The 17,171-nt window shown below is 53.6% G+C and carries 15 protein-coding genes and 1 pseudogene; 10 read left to right on the forward strand and 6 right to left on the reverse strand.

The window, feature by feature from the left end; all coding sequences use genetic code 11:
- Window positions 1–129 precede the first annotated feature (129 nt).
- The 10 genes and pseudogenes from hemE to M3G15_RS03125 all read left to right on the forward strand — a co-directional run bounded on the left by hemE (window position 130) and on the right by M3G15_RS03125 (window position 12,100).
- Window positions 130–1,191: a uroporphyrinogen decarboxylase gene (hemE, locus tag M3G15_RS03080; RefSeq protein ID WP_260070025.1), complete on the forward strand. Its 1,062-nt coding sequence runs from the start codon at window positions 130–132 to the stop codon at window positions 1,189–1,191.
- 57 nt (window positions 1,192–1,248) lie between these two features.
- Entirely contained in the window at window positions 1,249–2,190 is a 942-nt protein-coding gene (gene hemH / locus M3G15_RS03085; protein ID WP_009222753.1) for a ferrochelatase, read from the forward strand.
- A 6-nt stretch (window positions 2,191–2,196) separates the two neighbouring features.
- Window positions 2,197–3,621: a protoporphyrinogen oxidase gene (gene hemY / locus M3G15_RS03090; RefSeq protein ID WP_260070026.1), complete on the forward strand. Its 1,425-nt coding sequence runs from the start codon at window positions 2,197–2,199 to the stop codon at window positions 3,619–3,621.
- Between the two features lie 184 nt (window positions 3,622–3,805).
- The gene (locus M3G15_RS03095; RefSeq protein WP_260070027.1) at window positions 3,806–5,233 is read left to right on the forward strand and encodes a CapA family protein; all 1,428 of its coding nucleotides are present in this window, start codon (window positions 3,806–3,808) and stop codon (window positions 5,231–5,233) included.
- Window positions 5,234–5,270: 37 nt separating this feature from the next.
- Window positions 5,271–6,071: a glycerophosphodiester phosphodiesterase gene (locus tag M3G15_RS03100; RefSeq protein ID WP_260070028.1), complete on the forward strand. Its 801-nt coding sequence runs from the start codon at window positions 5,271–5,273 to the stop codon at window positions 6,069–6,071.
- Window positions 6,052–6,693 carry a fumarylacetoacetate hydrolase family protein gene (locus tag M3G15_RS03105; RefSeq protein WP_260070029.1) on the forward strand — a complete coding sequence of 214 codons (642 nt, stop codon included), beginning with the start codon at window positions 6,052–6,054 and terminating at the stop codon, window positions 6,691–6,693. Before M3G15_RS03100 ends, M3G15_RS03105 begins: the two co-directional genes overlap by 20 nt.
- 2 nt (window positions 6,694–6,695) lie before the next feature.
- Complete coding sequence (locus tag M3G15_RS03110) at window positions 6,696–7,523, forward strand: DUF92 domain-containing protein (RefSeq protein ID WP_260070030.1); 828 nt, start codon at window positions 6,696–6,698, stop codon at window positions 7,521–7,523.
- 15 nt (window positions 7,524–7,538) lie between these two features.
- Entirely contained in the window at window positions 7,539–9,521 is a 1,983-nt protein-coding gene (locus M3G15_RS03115) for an ABC-F family ATP-binding cassette domain-containing protein (protein ID WP_260070031.1), read from the forward strand.
- Window positions 9,522–9,798: 277 nt separating this feature from the next.
- Window positions 9,799–10,511, forward strand: a pseudogene (locus M3G15_RS03120) (ABC transporter permease).
- 221 nt (window positions 10,512–10,732) lie between these two features.
- Window positions 10,733–12,100, forward strand: a complete 1,368-nt coding sequence (locus M3G15_RS03125) for a helix-turn-helix domain-containing protein (protein ID WP_260070032.1) — start codon at window positions 10,733–10,735, stop codon at window positions 12,098–12,100.
- Between the two features lie 185 nt (window positions 12,101–12,285).
- On the opposite strand, the gene M3G15_RS03130 is transcribed toward M3G15_RS03125, so the two are convergent.
- From M3G15_RS03130 to M3G15_RS03155, 6 genes are all read right to left on the reverse strand, one after another.
- Window positions 12,286–13,023 carry a hypothetical protein gene (locus M3G15_RS03130; RefSeq protein WP_260070033.1) on the reverse strand — a complete coding sequence of 246 codons (738 nt, stop codon included), beginning with the start codon at window positions 13,021–13,023 and terminating at the stop codon, window positions 12,286–12,288.
- A gap of 22 nt (window positions 13,024–13,045) precedes the next feature.
- Window positions 13,046–14,083: a M42 family metallopeptidase gene (locus M3G15_RS03135; protein WP_260070034.1), complete on the reverse strand. Its 1,038-nt coding sequence runs from the start codon at window positions 14,081–14,083 to the stop codon at window positions 13,046–13,048.
- Window positions 14,084–14,126: 43 nt separating this feature from the next.
- On the reverse strand, window positions 14,127–14,504 hold the full coding sequence (locus tag M3G15_RS03140; protein ID WP_260070035.1) for a LapA family protein: 378 nt from the start codon (window positions 14,502–14,504) through the stop codon (window positions 14,127–14,129).
- Between the two features lie 85 nt (window positions 14,505–14,589).
- Window positions 14,590–16,380 carry an oligoendopeptidase F gene (pepF, locus tag M3G15_RS03145; RefSeq protein WP_260070036.1) on the reverse strand — a complete coding sequence of 597 codons (1,791 nt, stop codon included), beginning with the start codon at window positions 16,378–16,380 and terminating at the stop codon, window positions 14,590–14,592.
- A gap of 248 nt (window positions 16,381–16,628) precedes the next feature.
- A complete protein-coding gene (locus M3G15_RS03150) occupies window positions 16,629–16,799 on the reverse strand; it encodes a hypothetical protein (RefSeq protein WP_009222766.1) in 171 nt (56 codons plus the stop codon).
- Between the two features lie 40 nt (window positions 16,800–16,839).
- Window positions 16,840–17,073, reverse strand: a complete 234-nt coding sequence (locus M3G15_RS03155; RefSeq protein WP_009222767.1) for a hypothetical protein — start codon at window positions 17,071–17,073, stop codon at window positions 16,840–16,842.
- Between the last annotated feature and the right edge of the window lie 98 nt (window positions 17,074–17,171).

Raw genomic sequence — 17,171 nt, forward strand, 5'->3', positions numbered from 1 at the left:
AGGTTCGCCACGTTGTGATAGTTGTTACTTATTTTTAAGTAGGGCATAATGTAAATTAGAATGTTTATAGTGTAGCTTTAATGATTTGTTATCAAAATTTGGTTTCTACGAGTATTGGAGGCGTGCGGTTTGGTTTACAATGATCGCTTGATCCGGGCCCTGCGGAAGCAGGAGGTGGATCGCCTTCCGGTTTGGTACATGCGCCAGGCGGGCAGGTATGATCCCGATTACCGGAAAATCAAAGAGAAATACAGCTTATTGGAAATTTGCCGGCAGCCGGAGCTGGCGGCGGAAGTGACCATGATGCCCGTCCGTAAGCTTGGCGTGGACGCGGCTATTTTGTATTCCGACATTATGAATCCGGTTGCTTCGCTGGGCGTCAAATTCGACATCGTCAAAAATATCGGTCCGGTCATCGAACAACCGATCCGTACGCTTGCGGATATTGAGCGGCTTCGGCCTATCGACGTTCACAAGGATTTATCGCATATTTTGGAGACGATCGCGATTTTGGACAAGGAACTGGATGTGCCGCTGATCACATTTGCCGGCGCGCCGTTTACGATTGCCAGCTACTTGATCGAAGGGCGGCCGTCCAAGAGCTACAGCCGCACCAAAGCGATGATGTATGGCGATCCGGAAGCTTGGTTCAAGCTGATGGACAAGCTGGGCGATATGGTGATCACCTACCTGCGGGCCCATGTGGAAAGTGGAGGCAAGGCGTTCCAACTGTTTGACAGCTGGGTGGGCGCGCTCGCTCCAAAAGATTTCCAGCGGTATGTACTCCCAACGATTACCCGTATTTTTGCCGAACTTCAGGATTTGGATGTACCTAAAATTTATTTTCCTGGCGTCAGCTCGGGAGAGCTGCTGCCGACGTTAACGGATATCGCTGCCGATGCCATTGGTCTTGATTGGCGGGTATCGATCTCGGAAGGCCGGCGCCGGACGGGCGGAAAGTTTGCAATGCAAGGCAATTTGGACCCGTATGTGCTGACCGCGCCAATGGACGTCATTAAGGCGCAGGCAAAGGAAATTATCGATGACGGCCTGAACGCCCCTGGATTTGTTTTTAACCTGGGCCACGGTCTGTTCCCGGAGGCCTCGCTGGATAAACTGCGCGAGCTGACGGAATTCGTGCACGAATATTCTGCGGAAGCGATCGTGCATCAACCTGTACGGCGTGCGTAAGAATAAGCCGCATTGGATGAAGGACACACAACTTTCAACTTGAGGTGAACTGATATCGTGAAAACAAAAATCGGAGTTTTGGTGATGTCTTACGGCACGCCGCAGAGCTTGGACCAGGTCGAGGCGTATTATACGCATATTCGGCGTGGACATCCCCCAACCGCGGAACAACTTCAGGAACTGGTCAGCCGGTATGAGGCGATTGTAGGCGGAGTGTTCCCGCTGCGTGCCAATACCGATAAGCAGGTCGCTGCTTTGCAGGAAACGTTGAACCGGATGTCTGCGGACATGGACGTCGAATTCATCTGCTATCAAGGATTAAAGCATGCTTATCCGTTTATTGAAGATGGTGTAGAGCAGATGGCGAAGGACGGCATCCGTGAGGCGATTGGCATCGTGCTCGCACCGCATTATTCCGTAATGAGCATCGGCGGGTATATCAAGCGGGCGCAAGCAAAAGCGGAGGAGCTGGGAGTGTCGGCACGCTTCGTGGAGAGCTATCATTTGCATCCGAAGCTGATCGAGGCTTTTGCCCAGCGCGTGTCCGCCAAGCTGGACCAGTTCGAGGAAGCCGGCGCATTGCGGGATGAGGTGAAAGTGCTGTTCAGCGCCCACAGCCTGCCGGAGAAAATCCTGCAAATGGGCGATCCTTACCGGGATCAATTGCTGGAGACCTCCCAAGCCGTCGCCGAGAAAGCCGGCGTGAAGAACTGGCAGTTTACGTGGCAAAGTGCCGGGCGTACCGCCGATCCGTGGCTCGGGCCGGATATTTTGGACACGCTGAAGGAATTAAGCGAGGAGCAGGTAGAGGACGTCCTGGTCGCTCCGGTCGGCTTCGTGTCGGACCATCTGGAAGTGCTGTACGATCTGGACATCGAAGCCAAAACGATCGCCAAAGAGCTGGATATGCGGCTGGAGCGGATCGAATCGCTGAACACCGAACCTTTGTATATGGAAGCGCTCAGCGACGTCATTATCAAATCTTGGGAAAAGAGATGAGAGGGCATGCGTGATTCTTCACGTCAAGTGGTCGTTATCGGCGGGGGGCTGACCGGTCTGTCTGCGGCCTTTTACGTTCGTAAATTCTACAAAGAACGGGGCGTGACCCCGCAAATTACGCTGCTGGAAAAGGGGAACACCCTCGGCGGCAAAATTGAAACGTTGGAGAAGGACGATTTCGTGATCGAGAAAGGTCCGGATTCCTTCCTGGCCCGCAAGACGGCCATGATTGACCTGGCGAAGGAGCTGGGGCTGGAAGGCGAGCTCGTGTCGATGAACCCAGAGGCTAAGAAGACGTACATCGTCAGCGAAGGGAAGCTGCATCCGATGCCTTCGGGGCTGGTGCTTGGCATCCCGACCGAGCTGGGACCGTTCTTGCGCAGCGGTCTTGTCTCTTGGAGCGGTAAAGCCCGGGCGATGTTGGACCTCGTGATGCCGGCACGGCAAAGCGAAGAGGATGAGTCGCTTGGCGCATTTATCGAGCGCCGGCTGGGTGCCGAGGTGCTGCAAAACATCACCGAGCCGCTGCTCGCCGGCATTTATGCGGGCGACACTTACAACCTCAGCCTGCAATCGACCTTCCCGCAGTTTGGCGAGGTGGAACGGGCATACGGCAGCCTGATTAAAGGCATGATGTCCGGCAAGAAGCCCACGGAGACGCACACCGGCACAAAACGCAGCGCCTTCCTCACGTTCCGCAAAGGGCTGAAGACCTTGGTCAACGGCCTGGTCGAGTCGCTGTCGGATGTGGACTGCCGCTTGCGGACCGAGGTGGTGGAAATTCGCCGCACCGGAACTGACGCGTACGAGGTCGTACTCGCCTCAGGCGAATCGCTCCCGGCGGATGACGTGATCGTTACGGTGCCGGCGTTTGCCGCCGCCGAGCTGCTGCGGCCGCATGTGGATGTGGCCGCGCTGGACGCAGTGAACTACGTGTCCGTGGCTAACGTTGTCATGGCTTTTGATCGCAAGGATGTCACCGGCCAGTTCGACGGCTCAGGCTTCCTCGTGCCGCGCAAGGAAGGCATGAACATCACCGCCTGCACGTGGACCGGCATCAAATGGCTGCACACGAGCCCGGAAGACAAAATGCTGCTGCGCTGCTACGTTGGCCGTTCCGGCGACGAGGAGAAAACGTTTTTGCCTGACGAGGAACTGCTGGAGCTGGTGCTCGGCGATTTGAAGCGGCTGATGAACATCACGGCCCGGCCGTTGTTCACAGAAATTACCCGCCTGCCAAAATCGATGCCGCAGTATCCGGTGGGCCATCTGCAGCAGGTTGCTGAGCTGCGCAGCCAACTGGAGGAGAAGCTGCCTGGCGTATATGCGACGGGGGCGGCATTTTACGGCGTTGGCCTGCCCGACTGTATCAAGCAAGCGAAAGAGCTGGCGGAGCAGATGGCAGACCAGCTGAAGGTCGCTCAAGCTTAAGCCAAAGGCCGGCTAAACGGCCTGACATAGGACTTCCTGACCCCTTGCCCGCAAAATAGGCGAGGGGTTCTATTTATTTCCGGAGACCTGATATAATAAAATCAAACGGTCGGCTTTTAAGCACGAAGGAATGGAGACAGCGCCTTCCATCGTAACGATAGATCTATGCAAAAAGGAGTCCGTAATGTACCCATCAAGATCGGAAAAATACAAGAAGAAACAGCAGGAAAAAAAGCGGCGTCTAAACCGGATTTGGCTGACGTTAAACTTGACTCTCATCACTTTAATTTTCGTGCTGGGAGCTTACTTTTATTTGGAGGAACGCACCGGGCAGGCTGGATTGGACTCGGGAACGGAGCAGCAGCTGCCAGGCGCATGGAGCGACACCGGATCGGATGTTGGCGATCCGACGACCGGAGAGACGCCGATTGTGCAGCCGGATGATCGCGATGCTGCGTCGACGGAAACGGAAGACGAGAGCGAGCAGAATCCAACGAATACAGGTGAGAACTCATCCGGAAAAAATAACACCGATACAGGTAACGAGGATAAAGATGGAGCAACGAATTTGCCATCCAATGCTGGTGCAGACTTAAGCGAGGCAGGCGGCGATGCGGCTCGGCTGTTGGTTCATTTTGCAGGGGATACGATGTTCTCCGGCAAAGTGGAGGAGCGGTTAGAGAAAGCGGGATACGAGCTCCCGTATGAGTACGTGCGGGGATTGTTCCAGAACGACGATTTAAGCGTACTGAATTTAGAGACGCCTATGACGACCGGCGGGGAGCCGGCGGAGGATAAAACCTATGTGTTTAAGTCGCCGCCAAAGGCGATTGGACCGATGGTTCAGGCCGGCGTGGACGCGGTGAATTTGGCGAATAACCATGTGTTGGACCAAGGCGTTCCCGGTCTCCTGGATACGATGAAAGCTCTGCGGCAGCAAAACGTGATGTATGTCGGGGCTGGCAAGAACAGCAAGGAAGCGTACGCTCCGGTTTATCTCGAACGTAGAGGAATCAAGATCGCCCTGTTTGGCTTTAGCCGGGTCGTCCCGGAGCCAGGGTGGGTCGCTGGAGCAAACAAACCGGGGGTAGCCTCCGTGTATGCGCCGGAAGCTGCGCTGAACGCCATTAAGGCGGCCCGCAAGAACTCAGATCTTGTGTTCGTGATCGCCCACTGGGGCAAGGAGCGGACGACCAAACTGGAGAAGCACCAGCAAGAGCTGGCGCACGCCTTCATTGATGCCGGGGCGGATCTGGTCATCGGCGGTCATCCGCATGTGATGCAAGGGCTGGAGCAATACAAAGGCAAATGGATTGCGTACAGTACGGGTAACTTTATTTTTACGAAATCAAAGGATCCGAAGACGTGGGAAACCGCAGTGTTTGCCGCTTCCTGCACACGCGACGGGGATTGCGATCTCAAGCTGATCCCGTTTCGTACAGAACTGGGCCAGCCCGTGCCGATGAGCGCCGAGGACGGAAACAAACTGTTGAAAGAAATCGAAGGCTTCTCGCCGGGGGTACGGATCTCGGAGGACGGAGATGTGAGCGCCTCGAAGACCGGGCGGATTCAAGAATCCGGTACTTCGCTGTCAGCGGATGACCGGACATAAGTGGAAGGTTCGTTTCCGATAAGAAGGAGGCGAGAGCATGCGTAACCCATGCGTTGCCCATCGCGGTTTCTCTGGAATTGCCCCGGAGAACACGATGGCTGCGGTCCAGCTCGCCATGGAGCAGGAGGATGTCCACTGGATCGAAGTTGATGTACAATGTTCAAAGGACGGCGTGCCTTTGCTGATTCATGATTTTACGCTGAACCGCACGACAAACGGAAAGGGACCGGTCAAGGATAAAACCTGGGCGGAGCTGCAAACGCTGGATGCCGGGAGCTGGAAATCCAAGGCCTACCGTGGGGAACGGCTGCCAAGCCTTGATGAATTTTTGGATGCCGTTGCCGGACGACTGCGGGTTAATCTGGAAATCAAGACCGAAGGGAATATGTACCCGGGGCTGGAGGAAAAGGTGGTCGCTGCGGTCAAACGGCGGCATATGGAGCACGAGGTTGTACTGACTTCGTTTGAACCACGGATACTGGCGAAGATCAAGGAGATCGGCCGGGGGATCCGCACGGGTCTGATCATCGACCGGCAGCCCAAAGATTTGCTGCTGCGGCTGAAGCTGTTGCACTGTTCGTTCTTATCGATTTATTATCGCGCATTAACCGCAGAGATGGCTGCCAAAGCGTTTAAACACGGCATTGAGGTGATGGCTTGGACGATGGATGATGTGAAGTCGCTGCGGAAGGTGGCGGCGATGCATCCTGAAATCCTGCTATGCACGAACCGGCCGGATGTCTGGCGCCAAGCGATCGGTAACGGGAAAGTGAAAAATTCGATTGGGAAACCACAATCCCCTGGAGGAGAAGATGACGATGAACAAATTAATCGCTAATGTGTATTGCGTAGGCCGAAATTACCGGGCACATGCCGAGGAGCTTGGCAATGAGGTGCCTACTGAGCCGATGATCTTCCTGAAACCGTCCCATGCGGTGACCGCCATGGACGGCAGGGGGCTGGAGCTTCCGGCGGACCGGGGCTCGGTGCATTATGAAGCTGAGCTGGTGCTGCGTATCGCCCGCGATTATAAGCCGGGGATGACGGTCGACGAATTGGTGGATGTGATCGCGTTTGGGATCGACTTCACGCTGCGCGACGTGCAGAACATCGTCAAAGACAAGGGCAATCCGTGGACGCCGGCCAAAGGCTTCCTGCAATCGGCGCCAATCACGCCATACATCGCTTTCCCCGGCGCGGTGGAGACGGCAAATGAAGATTTTGTGCTGCGGAAGAATGGGGAGATTGTGCAGCGCGGCAATATCAGCCGGATGATTTTCCCGCTGCAGCAAATCGTTGATTATATCGCTGAGCATTATGGGCTGGGCGAAGGCGATTTGATTTTCACCGGAACGCCTGAAGGGGTAGGCCCGGTATATCAAGGGGACAAGCTGGAGCTGTCCTACGGCGATAAAGTGCTTGGCAGCTGCACAGTGGCTGTCGGTCCTTCGGCAAAATGATGATGGATTGGATTATTGGGGCGCTTTGCGCCCTAATCGTGTCTGCAGCCGCCTATAAGAAGCGATCGTTATCGCTCTCCGGCATGCTGGCCGCATGGATCATGGGAACCGTATACTACGGGGCCGGCAACTTGTTCTGGTTTGGGATCTTGCTGCTATTTTTCGTCAGCTCGTCGGTCTTTTCGCATTTTCGCGGGGATCGTAAGGCGGAGCTAGAAAAATCGTATGCCAAGAGCGGCCGCCGGGACGCGGGGCAGGTGCTGGCGAACGGCGGACTGGGGATGCTAGCTTGCCTTGGCAACCTGTTTTGGCCGGATCCGGCGTGGGCCTACTTCTTCGTAAGCACGATGGCCGCAGTAACGGCGGACACGTGGGCAACGGAATGGGGCGGCCTTAGCAAAAGCGAGCCGCGTTCGATTCTGAACGGCCGCCGGGTTCCTCCGGGAACATCGGGCGGGGTGACGCTGCTGGGTAGCACGGCGGCGCTGGCCGGGGCCGTATGCATCGGCGGGGCTGCATGGCTGCTGCGCATGTGGACCGGAGATGACACTTATGCCGGAGTAGGTTCCGCGTTGCTTGCGCTGGTGAAATGGGGGCTGATCGGCGGGATTTCCGGCTTGGCCGGGGCTTTTGCCGACTCCTGGCTGGGCGCGACGGTTCAATATATGCATCGCTGCGTCGTTTGCGGCAAAGAGGTTGAGGTGGCGACGCATTGCGGTCAGGAGACCGTGGTGCTGCGAGGTTTTCGCTGGATAGATAATGATATGGTGAATTTACTCAGTTCCCTGGCGGCGGGTTTGCTGGCTTGGGGAATCGGGATGATAGGATAAAGTAGGGATTCGAGCATGAACATATTAACGGTGGAGCATCTGACCAAAACCTATGGGGAGAAAGTGTTGTTTCAGGACGCTTCCTTTGGCATGGACGAAAACGATAAAATCGGCATCATCGGCGTCAACGGAACGGGCAAATCCACGTTCCTGAAGGTCATCGCCGGTCTGGAACAAGCCGATTCCGGCAAAGTCGCCATCAACCGGGACGTCCGCGTGACGTTTCTGGCGCAAAATCCCGACTATGATCCGGACATCTCCGTGTTGCGCGGCGTGTTCCAAGGCGGCGGGCCTGAGCTCCAATTGGTGTCTGCTTATATGGAGGCAGAGGAAGCGATCGAACGGGAACCGGGGGATGCGGGGCGGCAAGCGGAACTGGCGCGGCTGTCCCAGGAGATGGACCGACTGCAGACATGGACCCTGGTCAGCGAGGCCAAAAGCGTCTTGTCCAAGCTGGGCATCACCGATTTTACCCAGAATATGGGCAGCTTGTCCGGGGGTCAGCGGAAGCGCGTTGCGCTCGCCTCAGCGTTAATTCTCCCATCGGAGCTATTGATTATGGACGAGCCCACCAACCACATCGACAATGAATCCGTCGCTTGGTTGGAGACGTATCTCCAGAAACGGCGCGGGGCGTTGCTCCTGATTACGCATGACCGTTATTTTCTGGACCGCGTCTGCAATGTGATGCTGGAGCTCGATCACGGCCGGTTGTTCCGCTACGAGGCGAATTACAGCCGTTTCCTGGAGCTCAAGAGCGAGCGTGAGGAGCGTGAAGCCGCCTCCGAACAGAAGCGGCAAAATCTGCTGCGGGGTGAGCTCGCTTGGATTCGCCGCGGAGCCAAGGCACGTTCGACCAAGCAGAAGGCGCGGATCGAACGGTTTGAGAAGCTGCAAGCGGCCAAGACGGAATACAAAAGCGACAACCTCGAAATCTCGGTGGCTTCAACTCGATTGGGGCGCAAAATTTTGGAGATCGAAGGGCTGCGTAAATCAATTGAAGGTCGGCTGCTCATCAGGGATCTGACCTACACGGCGGTCCCGGGCGACCGCGTGGGCATCGTGGGGCCTAACGGCAGCGGGAAATCGACGCTGTTGAACATGATCGCCGGTCGAATCGAACCGGATGCCGGCCATATTGTGCTGGGCCAGACGGTGAAGCTGGGTTATTTTACTCAGGAGCATCAGGAAATGGACAGTCAGCAACGGGTGATCGAATATATCAAGGAAGCAGCGGAGGTTGTGACGACGGCGGACGGCTCGCGGATTACCGCATCGCAAATGCTGGAGCGGTTCCTGTTCCCGCCGGAGATGCAATGGACGCCGATCGGCAAGCTGTCGGGCGGTGAGAAGCGGCGACTGTATCTGCTGCGTGTGCTGATGGGAGCGCCTAACGTTTTGCTGCTGGACGAACCAACTAACGATCTCGATATCCAGACGTTGACCGTGCTGGAGGCGTATTTGGATGAGTTCCCCGGCGCCGTCTTTGTTGTCTCCCATGACCGGTATTTCCTCGATCGGACCGTGGACAAGATTATGGCGTTTGAGGGCGGCGGAGTCGTTGCTGTACATGTGGGCGACTATAGCGATTACGAGGAACGGACGCAGGGGAGCGGTGCGAATGGCGCGGGTAAAGGGAGCGAAGGTAGTTCAGCGGCTTCGGGCTCGCGGAAGGCAGGTTCTTCGGACTCAGCGGCTGCCAGAGGTTCAGCCTCCCAAGCCAACACTGGCAACCGCAATTCAGGGCGTGGCGAGAAGCTGAAGTTCAGCTATAACGAGCAGCGGGAGTTCGAAACGATCGACGCGACCATCGAAGCAGCCGAGCAACGTCTTGCCGCTATTTCCGAGGAAATGGAAGCTGCGGCGAGCGATGCCGTTCGCCTGCAGGAGCTGATGCAACAGCAGCAGGAAGCGGAGGCCGAGCTGGACCGGCTGATGGAGCGCTGGACGTATCTGAACGAGCTGGCGGAGAAGATCGAAGCCCAGCGGAACGGGTGAGGGTGGTTGCAACTTTTTCGGGATACGGCGATGCAATTCAGCATTGGATGTTACACTTGCGGCAGGTACAGCAATGAGAGCAACAACATTGTATTCGATTTTTCGCATACAATTGTTCCCTTTTGCGGCGATAACCCGTATTCTATTCGATTTTTCATATAGAATTGAGGGATTTGTCCTTCGGAAGCCGAAATCTATATGAAATTTCATATACATTTCGTCGAAATCCCCAAAACGGGAGAATTCTGTTCGATTTTTCATATAAAATGAAAATTTGATGCGCAACATTTTGCGCAGTCCGGATACGATCATTACGGTGGCGATTACGCTCATCATGATGATGCTGTTGTTCGTCTACGTATTTGGCGGCGCCATTGAGTCAGGTACGGACAACTACGTGAATTATCTGCTGCCGGGAATCCTGTTGATGGCGATCGCTTCCGGCGTCGCGTACCTCGCTGCGGCTGTTTAATGATATCAAAAGCGGACCGATGTCGCGATTCATCACCATGCCGATCAAGCGCTCGTCGGTATTGTGGGCGCATGTGCTGACCTCGCTCTTTTCCAATGCATTAACGCTCGTGGTGGTGTTCTTGGTCGCCCTCTTGATGGGCTTCCGCTCCAGCGCCTCTCTTCTGAAGTGGCTTGCGGTAGCTGGGATACTAGGTCTGTTCACACTGGCATTAACCTGGCTTTCCATTATTCCTGGCTTGACAGGCCAAATCGATGGAAGGGGCGACGGCCTACTCGTACCCGCTGATTTTTCTGCCGTTTATTAGTTCGGCTTTTGTTCCCACCGAAACCATGCCAAAAGTGATCCGCGCGTTCGCTGAGAACCAGCCTGTTACCTCCATTGTCGATGCCGTTCGTGCCTTGCTGTACAAGGGGACGGTTGGGAATGACATCTGGATCGCGCTTGCCTGGTGTGTAGGCATCACGGTTATCGCATATTTCTTTGCGAGTAGAGTTTTTAAAAGTAAGTTAGGGTAATACGCGCTAAGATTTAAAGGAAACAAGGGCTATTTTTACGCCAACTAGGATAACTTCATAGAATTAGAAAATCCTTGCAATCTCTTAAACAGGGAGAGTAAGGATTTTTTTACTTCCTAAATTAAATGCAAAATTGACCGCAGTATAAAAAGAAGATATATTTATTTCATACATATAATTCCAAACTCATTTTATCTAAAGAATGCGTGGTGAGAAAGCCAATGAGTACAGCTACGATTCTGGCGGAAGTTCACTCCTTTATGAAAGAAAATGAGCTAAGTTTAAGTCAATTCTCGGCAAAGTTAAATATTAATGCGGGTACGTTAAGTTATATTTTAAACGGTAACCGTACCTTGACCATCGATCATTTGGATCGGATTTCAGAGGTCATGGGCTTACCCATGGGGCATTATTATGAGCATTATATTAACGATTATCTCCAAGAGAGAAATCCAGATTGGCGGAGAGTGGCCCCTTTCCTTCGGAAATGTGCTGAATTGAACAAGCTGGATTGCATTCGCAGAACGATATGCATGCTGTTGGATAATTTGACGTACTCTACGTCCTTATTCGAGCTGGCCGAGGAGTTTTACGAGAAGGGATTATATGGTGCCGCGGAGATTCTGTATGAAAATGTGGCCATGAGCGAAACAAAGCAACATTCTGAGCGGTTAGCTTTATGCCAGTATCGGCTGTTTAAGATTCGGATTGGGTCGGACCAGGCTCACAATCTCAAAATTGCTTACCAATTTGAACCCTACGTAGATCGGCTGGATGAGGTTACGCAGTTGGACGCATTAAAGGACTTGGCTAACCTGTACCGCTCGCTTCGTGAGTGGGACCGGCTTGAGGTTCTAGCTCTCGAGATGGAGCGCAAGGCACGCCTCCTCTATTTCAGTAACAGACGCTCAGAAAAGGAATTTTACGAAATGCAACGTCGGCTTAGCAGACCGATGTTTGTATACATTGTTTATGCTAAACTATTATGTGCAGAAGTGTATGATGGTAGAGAAGATTATGCTAAAGCGTTGGAGTACACTTATCAATATGCTGATTTGAGCTGGGTACGAGAAACGGATGAGGATACCAAGCATTGGTTAAGTTTATTCCAAAAATGGTCGAGGGCCAACATCTGTGTCAATCGACTCAAGAGCGGTGAAATCGAATATCTACCTGAATACGTAGAGTTTATGGTAGAAAACCCTGATGAATTCATACATTCGATTTCGAATGTGATGTATGCTGCGAACCGATACCATATTAATGTAGATCATATTCTAGATCAATTTAAGTCGGAAATTGAGGTATATATCAATCGTAAACAAACGAATGACTTATATAAAGACCAGGTTCTACCTAATAGTTACAATCAATTTTTGTATGATCTTACCAATTACTATCTACGTAAAAAAGATTACAGACTGGGGTTTAATTATTTGCTGCAAGGCCTTGAGAATTCAGTTATAATAAATAATAAGGAAGGCCTTCTAGATTTTATGATATTATTTGAACTTCATAGGCACATGGCTTCAGTAGAGATCTGTCAGAATTTTAAGAATATTGTAAGTGAGGTGAAACGAGGTTTATGAAATCTAAAGTCGTTGTTATTTTAGCGGTACTTTTTTCTTTAGTTTTTACTGCTCCTAGCGCGATTCACTTAGATCAACCTGCTTACACTACTTATGTTCAAAATGGTGGCGCATAAAAAACTTACATAAGAGACTATTAGAGTTAACGCCTATTCGTTAAGTTTAACGAACAGGCGTTTTTTCTTTTACCGAATCACAATCATCTGCCGCAAATCCCGGGAATCGCCGTTTAGCTTGGTTTCGGCGGCGTTCAGCTGCGCGGAGCCGTCGCCGTCGAGGAAGATGCCGTCGACGAGCTGGCCGTCGGCTAACGCCGCCTTGACGGCGGTGCGGAACGCTTCGGCGGTGCAGCGGGTGGGGGTGACGATCAGCCACAGCTGGCCGTTCGCGTCATACGCGAGACCGGAGCGGAGCCGGTTCTCATCGGGATTCGGCAGGTGCTCAGCCTCCACCGCCGCAGCCCGCCATCCGGCGTCATCCGGCAGCTTCATGCTGACGCCGCCTTGGGCAAAATAGCGGGTGCGGTCCGTAACGGCCAGCTCGCTTGCGGCGGATACCACCTGCACCGAGAAGCTGCCCGTGGCGCCGTCCCACACGAGCGTGCCGCGGGCGTATTTAGCGTTGAACCACCCGGACCCGTAGGCGCCGGCCGTGCCTTGGACCGGCTGATCGTTGTTCACCGCCAGCGACAATACGGCTTCGTTGTAAAAGAATCCGCCGTTCATCCCATATACGCGGTAACGTCCCAGTGGCTGATCCGCCGCCCGCAGTTCAATGCGCTCCGGATCTACAACTAAGGCATGCAGTTTGACGCCGTTTGCTGCGGTAGTCTCATGATATTCATAATGGCGGGGGAGCAGGTAGCGGCTGCCCCAACCGATCATCAGCAGGATGACGAGAAAAATCGCCATGACCGAAGCCATGGTGATCCCCCAGCGTTGCCCCTTAATCGGCAACATAAGCGGCTAGCAGGCGGGTCGTATTAATGACCGCCAGTTTATGTGTCCGCTCCATGGCGTGCGAGGCGTGCACGCCCGGTCCGATCAGCGCAGCGCGGATATTGTGGCCGCCGCGCAGGGCAGCCGAGGCATCGGAGCCGTAATACGGATAAATATCAACCGCATGCGGGATGCCAAGGCCCTTGGCAAGCTCGATCAGCCGGGTGGTCATCTCGTAGTCATAAGGGCCGCTGGAGTCTTTCGCGCAAATCGAGACATCGGTCTCTTTGCAGCTCAGATCATCGCCCATAGCGCCCATGTCAACGGCGATCATTTCGTTCACGCCGTCCGGAATCCAGGAGGCGCCGTGCCCCACTTCCTCGTAGTTGGAGATGAGGAACACCAGATCATGTCTCGGCGTCCAGCCTTCACGGCGGATCGATTCGATCAGCCCGAACATGGCCGCTACGCTGGCTTTGTCGTCCAGGTGGCGAGATTTAATGAATCCGCTTGGCGTGATCACGGCGCGGGCATCAAACGAAATGAAGTCGCCGACCCCGATCCCAAGCTTCAGCACGTCCTCTTTACTTTCCACAACCTCGTCGATCCGGACCTCCATGTTCTTCTCCTCACGTTTGAAATCGCGGGCATCGCTGTAGACGTGAACGGAAGGATGGGTCGACAGAATCGTGCCGGTATATACTCGGCCGCTGCGGGTGTGAATTTGGCAGTATTCGTTCTCGATACTGTTCATCATGAACCCGCCAACGGAGGTGATTGCCAGCGTACCGTTCGAACGGATGGCGCGCACCATGGCGCCTAACGTGTCAACGTGGCCGCTGAGTGCAATGCGCCGCGACGAATCGCGGCCAGGCACGGTCAGGATCGCTCCACCTTTTTCATTAAAGCTGCAAGGTACACCCAAGGCTTCGGCCTCACGCCCGATGAACGTCATGACATTGTGTGTAAACCCGCTTGGGCTTGGGGTGTCCAGCAAGGATTTGAGCAAATTTAAAATATAGGTTTCATTCGGTTGGATATTCATGGGAAACCTCCTTTATGGGTTAGGTCGGACTCTTCATTACGCGTTAAGGCTGGATGGGGGAGTCCTCCTCCGCCGATTCGGCTCCCGTTCCAGCTTCAGCTTCATTGCCGGCAGATTTCTTCTTCTTGCCGCGCTCTGGCTTCTCCGGTTCCGGGAAAACATAGCCGGTAGCCTCCTGGATATGTACAAGCTTGGCATGCAGTCCCTTGACTTCGCGTTGCAGCCGATAACCGCGGTAAATGCCAAACGCCCCGACGATAATACCGCCAAGCAGCGTACTGCCAAGGATCAGCAAAATCAACGGAAGGCTGACGGAGCCAAACAGCAAATTGACCTGCACCGGCTCGACGTTAATCACCGCAAATACGGCGGTAATCAAGGCAAAGAACAAAGCCAGAATTAGGGACCATTGGATTTTCATGAGGGTACACCTCCTTCTAGGACAGTATAAAATCCCTTGTCCGCTTGGAGCAAGGGATTTTGTAGTCGCTATGGCCCAGGACATGTTAACTCGTCAACTGTTCCATTTGCTCGATCACGTTCTCGAACACGCTCATCGCTTCACGGATCGGCTGCGGCGAGGACATGTCGACCCCGGCTTTTTTCAGAATGTTAATCGAATAGTCGCTGCCGCCGCTCTTCAGGAAGCCGAGGTAACGGTCAACCGCCGGTTTGCCTTCTTCAAGAATTTGCTTCGAGAAGCTGGTCGCTGCAGAGAAGCCGGTAGCGTATTTATAAACGTAGAAGCTCGTATAGAAATGAGGGATCCGTGCCCATTCCATTTCGATATCCTGGTCAACGACCATGTCTTTGCCATGGTATTTCACATTCAAGTCGTAATAAATTTCCGACAGCTCCTGCGGTGTGAGCGATTCGCCGGCTTCCGCGCGCTCATGGATGAGCTTCTCAAATTCGGCGAACATCGTTTGCCGGAACAACGTCGTCCGGAACTGGTCGGCGTAGTAGGTCAGCAGGTACAGCTTCTGCTTCGGATCGGTGGATTTCTTGAGCAGATAATCCATCAGCAACGCTTCGTTGGTCGTCGAGGCGACCTCAGCCAGGAAGATAGTATATTGGGCATCACGGTACTTCAGGGCTTCATCCGAAAAATAGGAATGCAACGCGTGCCCCATCTCATGCGCCAAGGTGAACATGCTGTTCAGATTGTCCTTATGGTTCAGCAGCACGTAAGGATGGGTGCCGTAAGCGCCCCAGCTATAAGCGCCGGTGCGTTTACCTTCGTTCTCGTACACGTCGATCCAGCGGCTTTCGAAGCCTTCACGCAGGACCTTCAGGTACTCCTCGCCCAGCGGCTTCAGCCCTTCCTCGACCATTTTCTTAGCGTCTTCATAAGGGATTTCCCACTTATATTCCTCAACGAGTGGAGCGAACAAATCGTACATATGCAGTTCGTCAACGCCCAGCAGCTTCTTGCGCAGCTTCATGTAACGTTGCAGGAGCGGCAAGCTCTCATGCACCGCGTCGATCAGGTTCGTATACACTTCCTTCGGAATGTTGTCGCCATATAGGGACATTTCCAGCACGGAAGGATATTTGCGGACCCGCGAGTAGAACATGTTCTTGTTCACGTTCGCGCTCAGTGTAGCGGCGATGGTATTTTTCTGCTTCCGATAGGTTTCGTAGACGGCTTTGAACGCCCGCTCGCGTACTTCGCGGTTGGGGTTCTCCAGGAACTGGATGTAGCTGCCGTGGGTTAAATCCACTTCGTTCCCGTTTTCGTCTTTGATTTTCGGGAATTTCATATCGGCATTGTTAATCATGCCAAAAATTTGCTGAGGCGCCTGCGACAAATTGCCTACTTGGGCCAGCAGCGCTTCTTCCGTTTTGCTCAGGACATGCGCCTTTTCGCGTTTGATTTCCTGCAAGGTGAACTTGTAATCCGCCAGCACAGGGTCGTTGATCAACTTGTCGAGCTCCTGCTCCGGCAGGGCCAAAATTTCCGGCGTAATAAAAGACAAGGACTCGCTGACTTCAACGCTTAACTTTTTCGCTTTTTGCACAAGGGCTTGATATGTAGGGTTAGTGGTATCCTCATCGTGATGAAGATGGGCGTATACGTAAAGCCGCTCAATTTGCAAAGAGAGTTCATCTTCCAGCTCGAAAACGGCTTTGATATGTTGTGCATCCGTGAGTTTGCCTTCGAATTCGGCGGCTTTGTCTTTCAGCGCCTTGAGGTCGTTATACGATTTGTCCCAAGCGGCTTGATCAGGGAATAAATCCTGGAGCTGCCATGTGTGCTCCTTCGGTACTTCAGAACGTTTCATTACGGTGCTCATCGGAATCCTCCTTTGGACTGGGTAAAATGATGATGCCGGCTGGCCCATCGCAGCACTGCCAGGGAATGCGGCAGCTAGCAGGGCGCCGGTGAGCAACAGGGGAATCGCACGTGAGATGCGCTTAGGTCGCATACCAAGAAAACCTCCCTTATGGATGTCGGGAGCCCAACGCGATTTTCGTACCTTAGGGTCCGGTTCGCTTTGGGCATTTTCCTAGTATGGCCGCCTGCTGCGGGAAATATAGGGGATCAAGCAAGGAAGCTGTAGATCATCAGCCCAAACGCCAGTGCAATTAGCACGACGGAGGCCAAGGCCAGACTGCGCCTTAGACGCGGCTCCAGCCGATCCTTGTTCAGGATGACCACGACGCCCAGCGCAAAAGCGCAAATGATGAAGATCAAGAGATTGGAAGTGTCCATCAAAATCAATGCTCCGTTTCGTACGAGATTGGACGGCGGGCTACACCTGCTTAAACGCGTTCATAATTTCATTCCATTCCGCCTCGTTGCCGGCATATTCCTCTTTTGGGAACCGGCGCTTCACCCAATCCATCATGGCAGGGCGGCTGAGGAACGTATGCGATTCCTCGCCCCATTGGTCGGAAATTTCGCGGAGAACGATGTATCTGCCTTGAACCTCTACCGTCATCATATTCCATTTGTCTTTTTTGTATATTTCGTGTTTTTTGATCATCTCTGACGTTCTCCAATCTTTGGCTTTGCACCACAGGTATGAAACCCGCGGGATATTGGGAATATTTTATGTAAAATGATAACTCACGCCCCCGAGGA

The sequence above is a fragment of the Paenibacillus sp. p3-SID1389 genome, assembly GCF_025151705.1.
Taxonomy (GTDB): domain Bacteria; phylum Bacillota; class Bacilli; order Paenibacillales; family Paenibacillaceae; genus Fontibacillus; species Fontibacillus phoenicis.

Coding starts and splice junctions, on each gene's coding strand:
- hemY (WP_260070026.1), top strand. CDS start 2,197: ATGCGTGATTCTTCACGTCAAGTGGTCGTTATCGGCGGGGGGCTGACC.
- M3G15_RS03095 (WP_260070027.1), top strand. CDS start 3,806: ATGTACCCATCAAGATCGGAAAAATACAAGAAGAAACAGCAGGAAAAA.
- M3G15_RS03100 (WP_260070028.1), top strand. CDS start 5,271: ATGCGTAACCCATGCGTTGCCCATCGCGGTTTCTCTGGAATTGCCCCG.
- M3G15_RS03105 (WP_260070029.1), top strand. CDS start 6,052: ATGAACAAATTAATCGCTAATGTGTATTGCGTAGGCCGAAATTACCGG.
- M3G15_RS03110 (WP_260070030.1), top strand. CDS start 6,696: ATGGATTGGATTATTGGGGCGCTTTGCGCCCTAATCGTGTCTGCAGCC.
- M3G15_RS03115 (WP_260070031.1), top strand. CDS start 7,539: ATGAACATATTAACGGTGGAGCATCTGACCAAAACCTATGGGGAGAAA.
- M3G15_RS03125 (WP_260070032.1), top strand. CDS start 10,733: ATGAGTACAGCTACGATTCTGGCGGAAGTTCACTCCTTTATGAAAGAA.
- M3G15_RS03130 (WP_260070033.1), bottom strand. CDS start 13,023: ATGGCTTCGGTCATGGCGATTTTTCTCGTCATCCTGCTGATGATCGGT.
- M3G15_RS03135 (WP_260070034.1), bottom strand. CDS start 14,083: ATGAATATCCAACCGAATGAAACCTATATTTTAAATTTGCTCAAATCC.
- M3G15_RS03140 (WP_260070035.1), bottom strand. CDS start 14,504: ATGAAAATCCAATGGTCCCTAATTCTGGCTTTGTTCTTTGCCTTGATT.
- pepF (WP_260070036.1), bottom strand. CDS start 16,380: ATGAGCACCGTAATGAAACGTTCTGAAGTACCGAAGGAGCACACATGG.
- M3G15_RS03150 (WP_009222766.1), bottom strand. CDS start 16,799: ATGGACACTTCCAATCTCTTGATCTTCATCATTTGCGCTTTTGCGCTG.
- M3G15_RS03155 (WP_009222767.1), bottom strand. CDS start 17,073: ATGATCAAAAAACACGAAATATACAAAAAAGACAAATGGAATATGATG.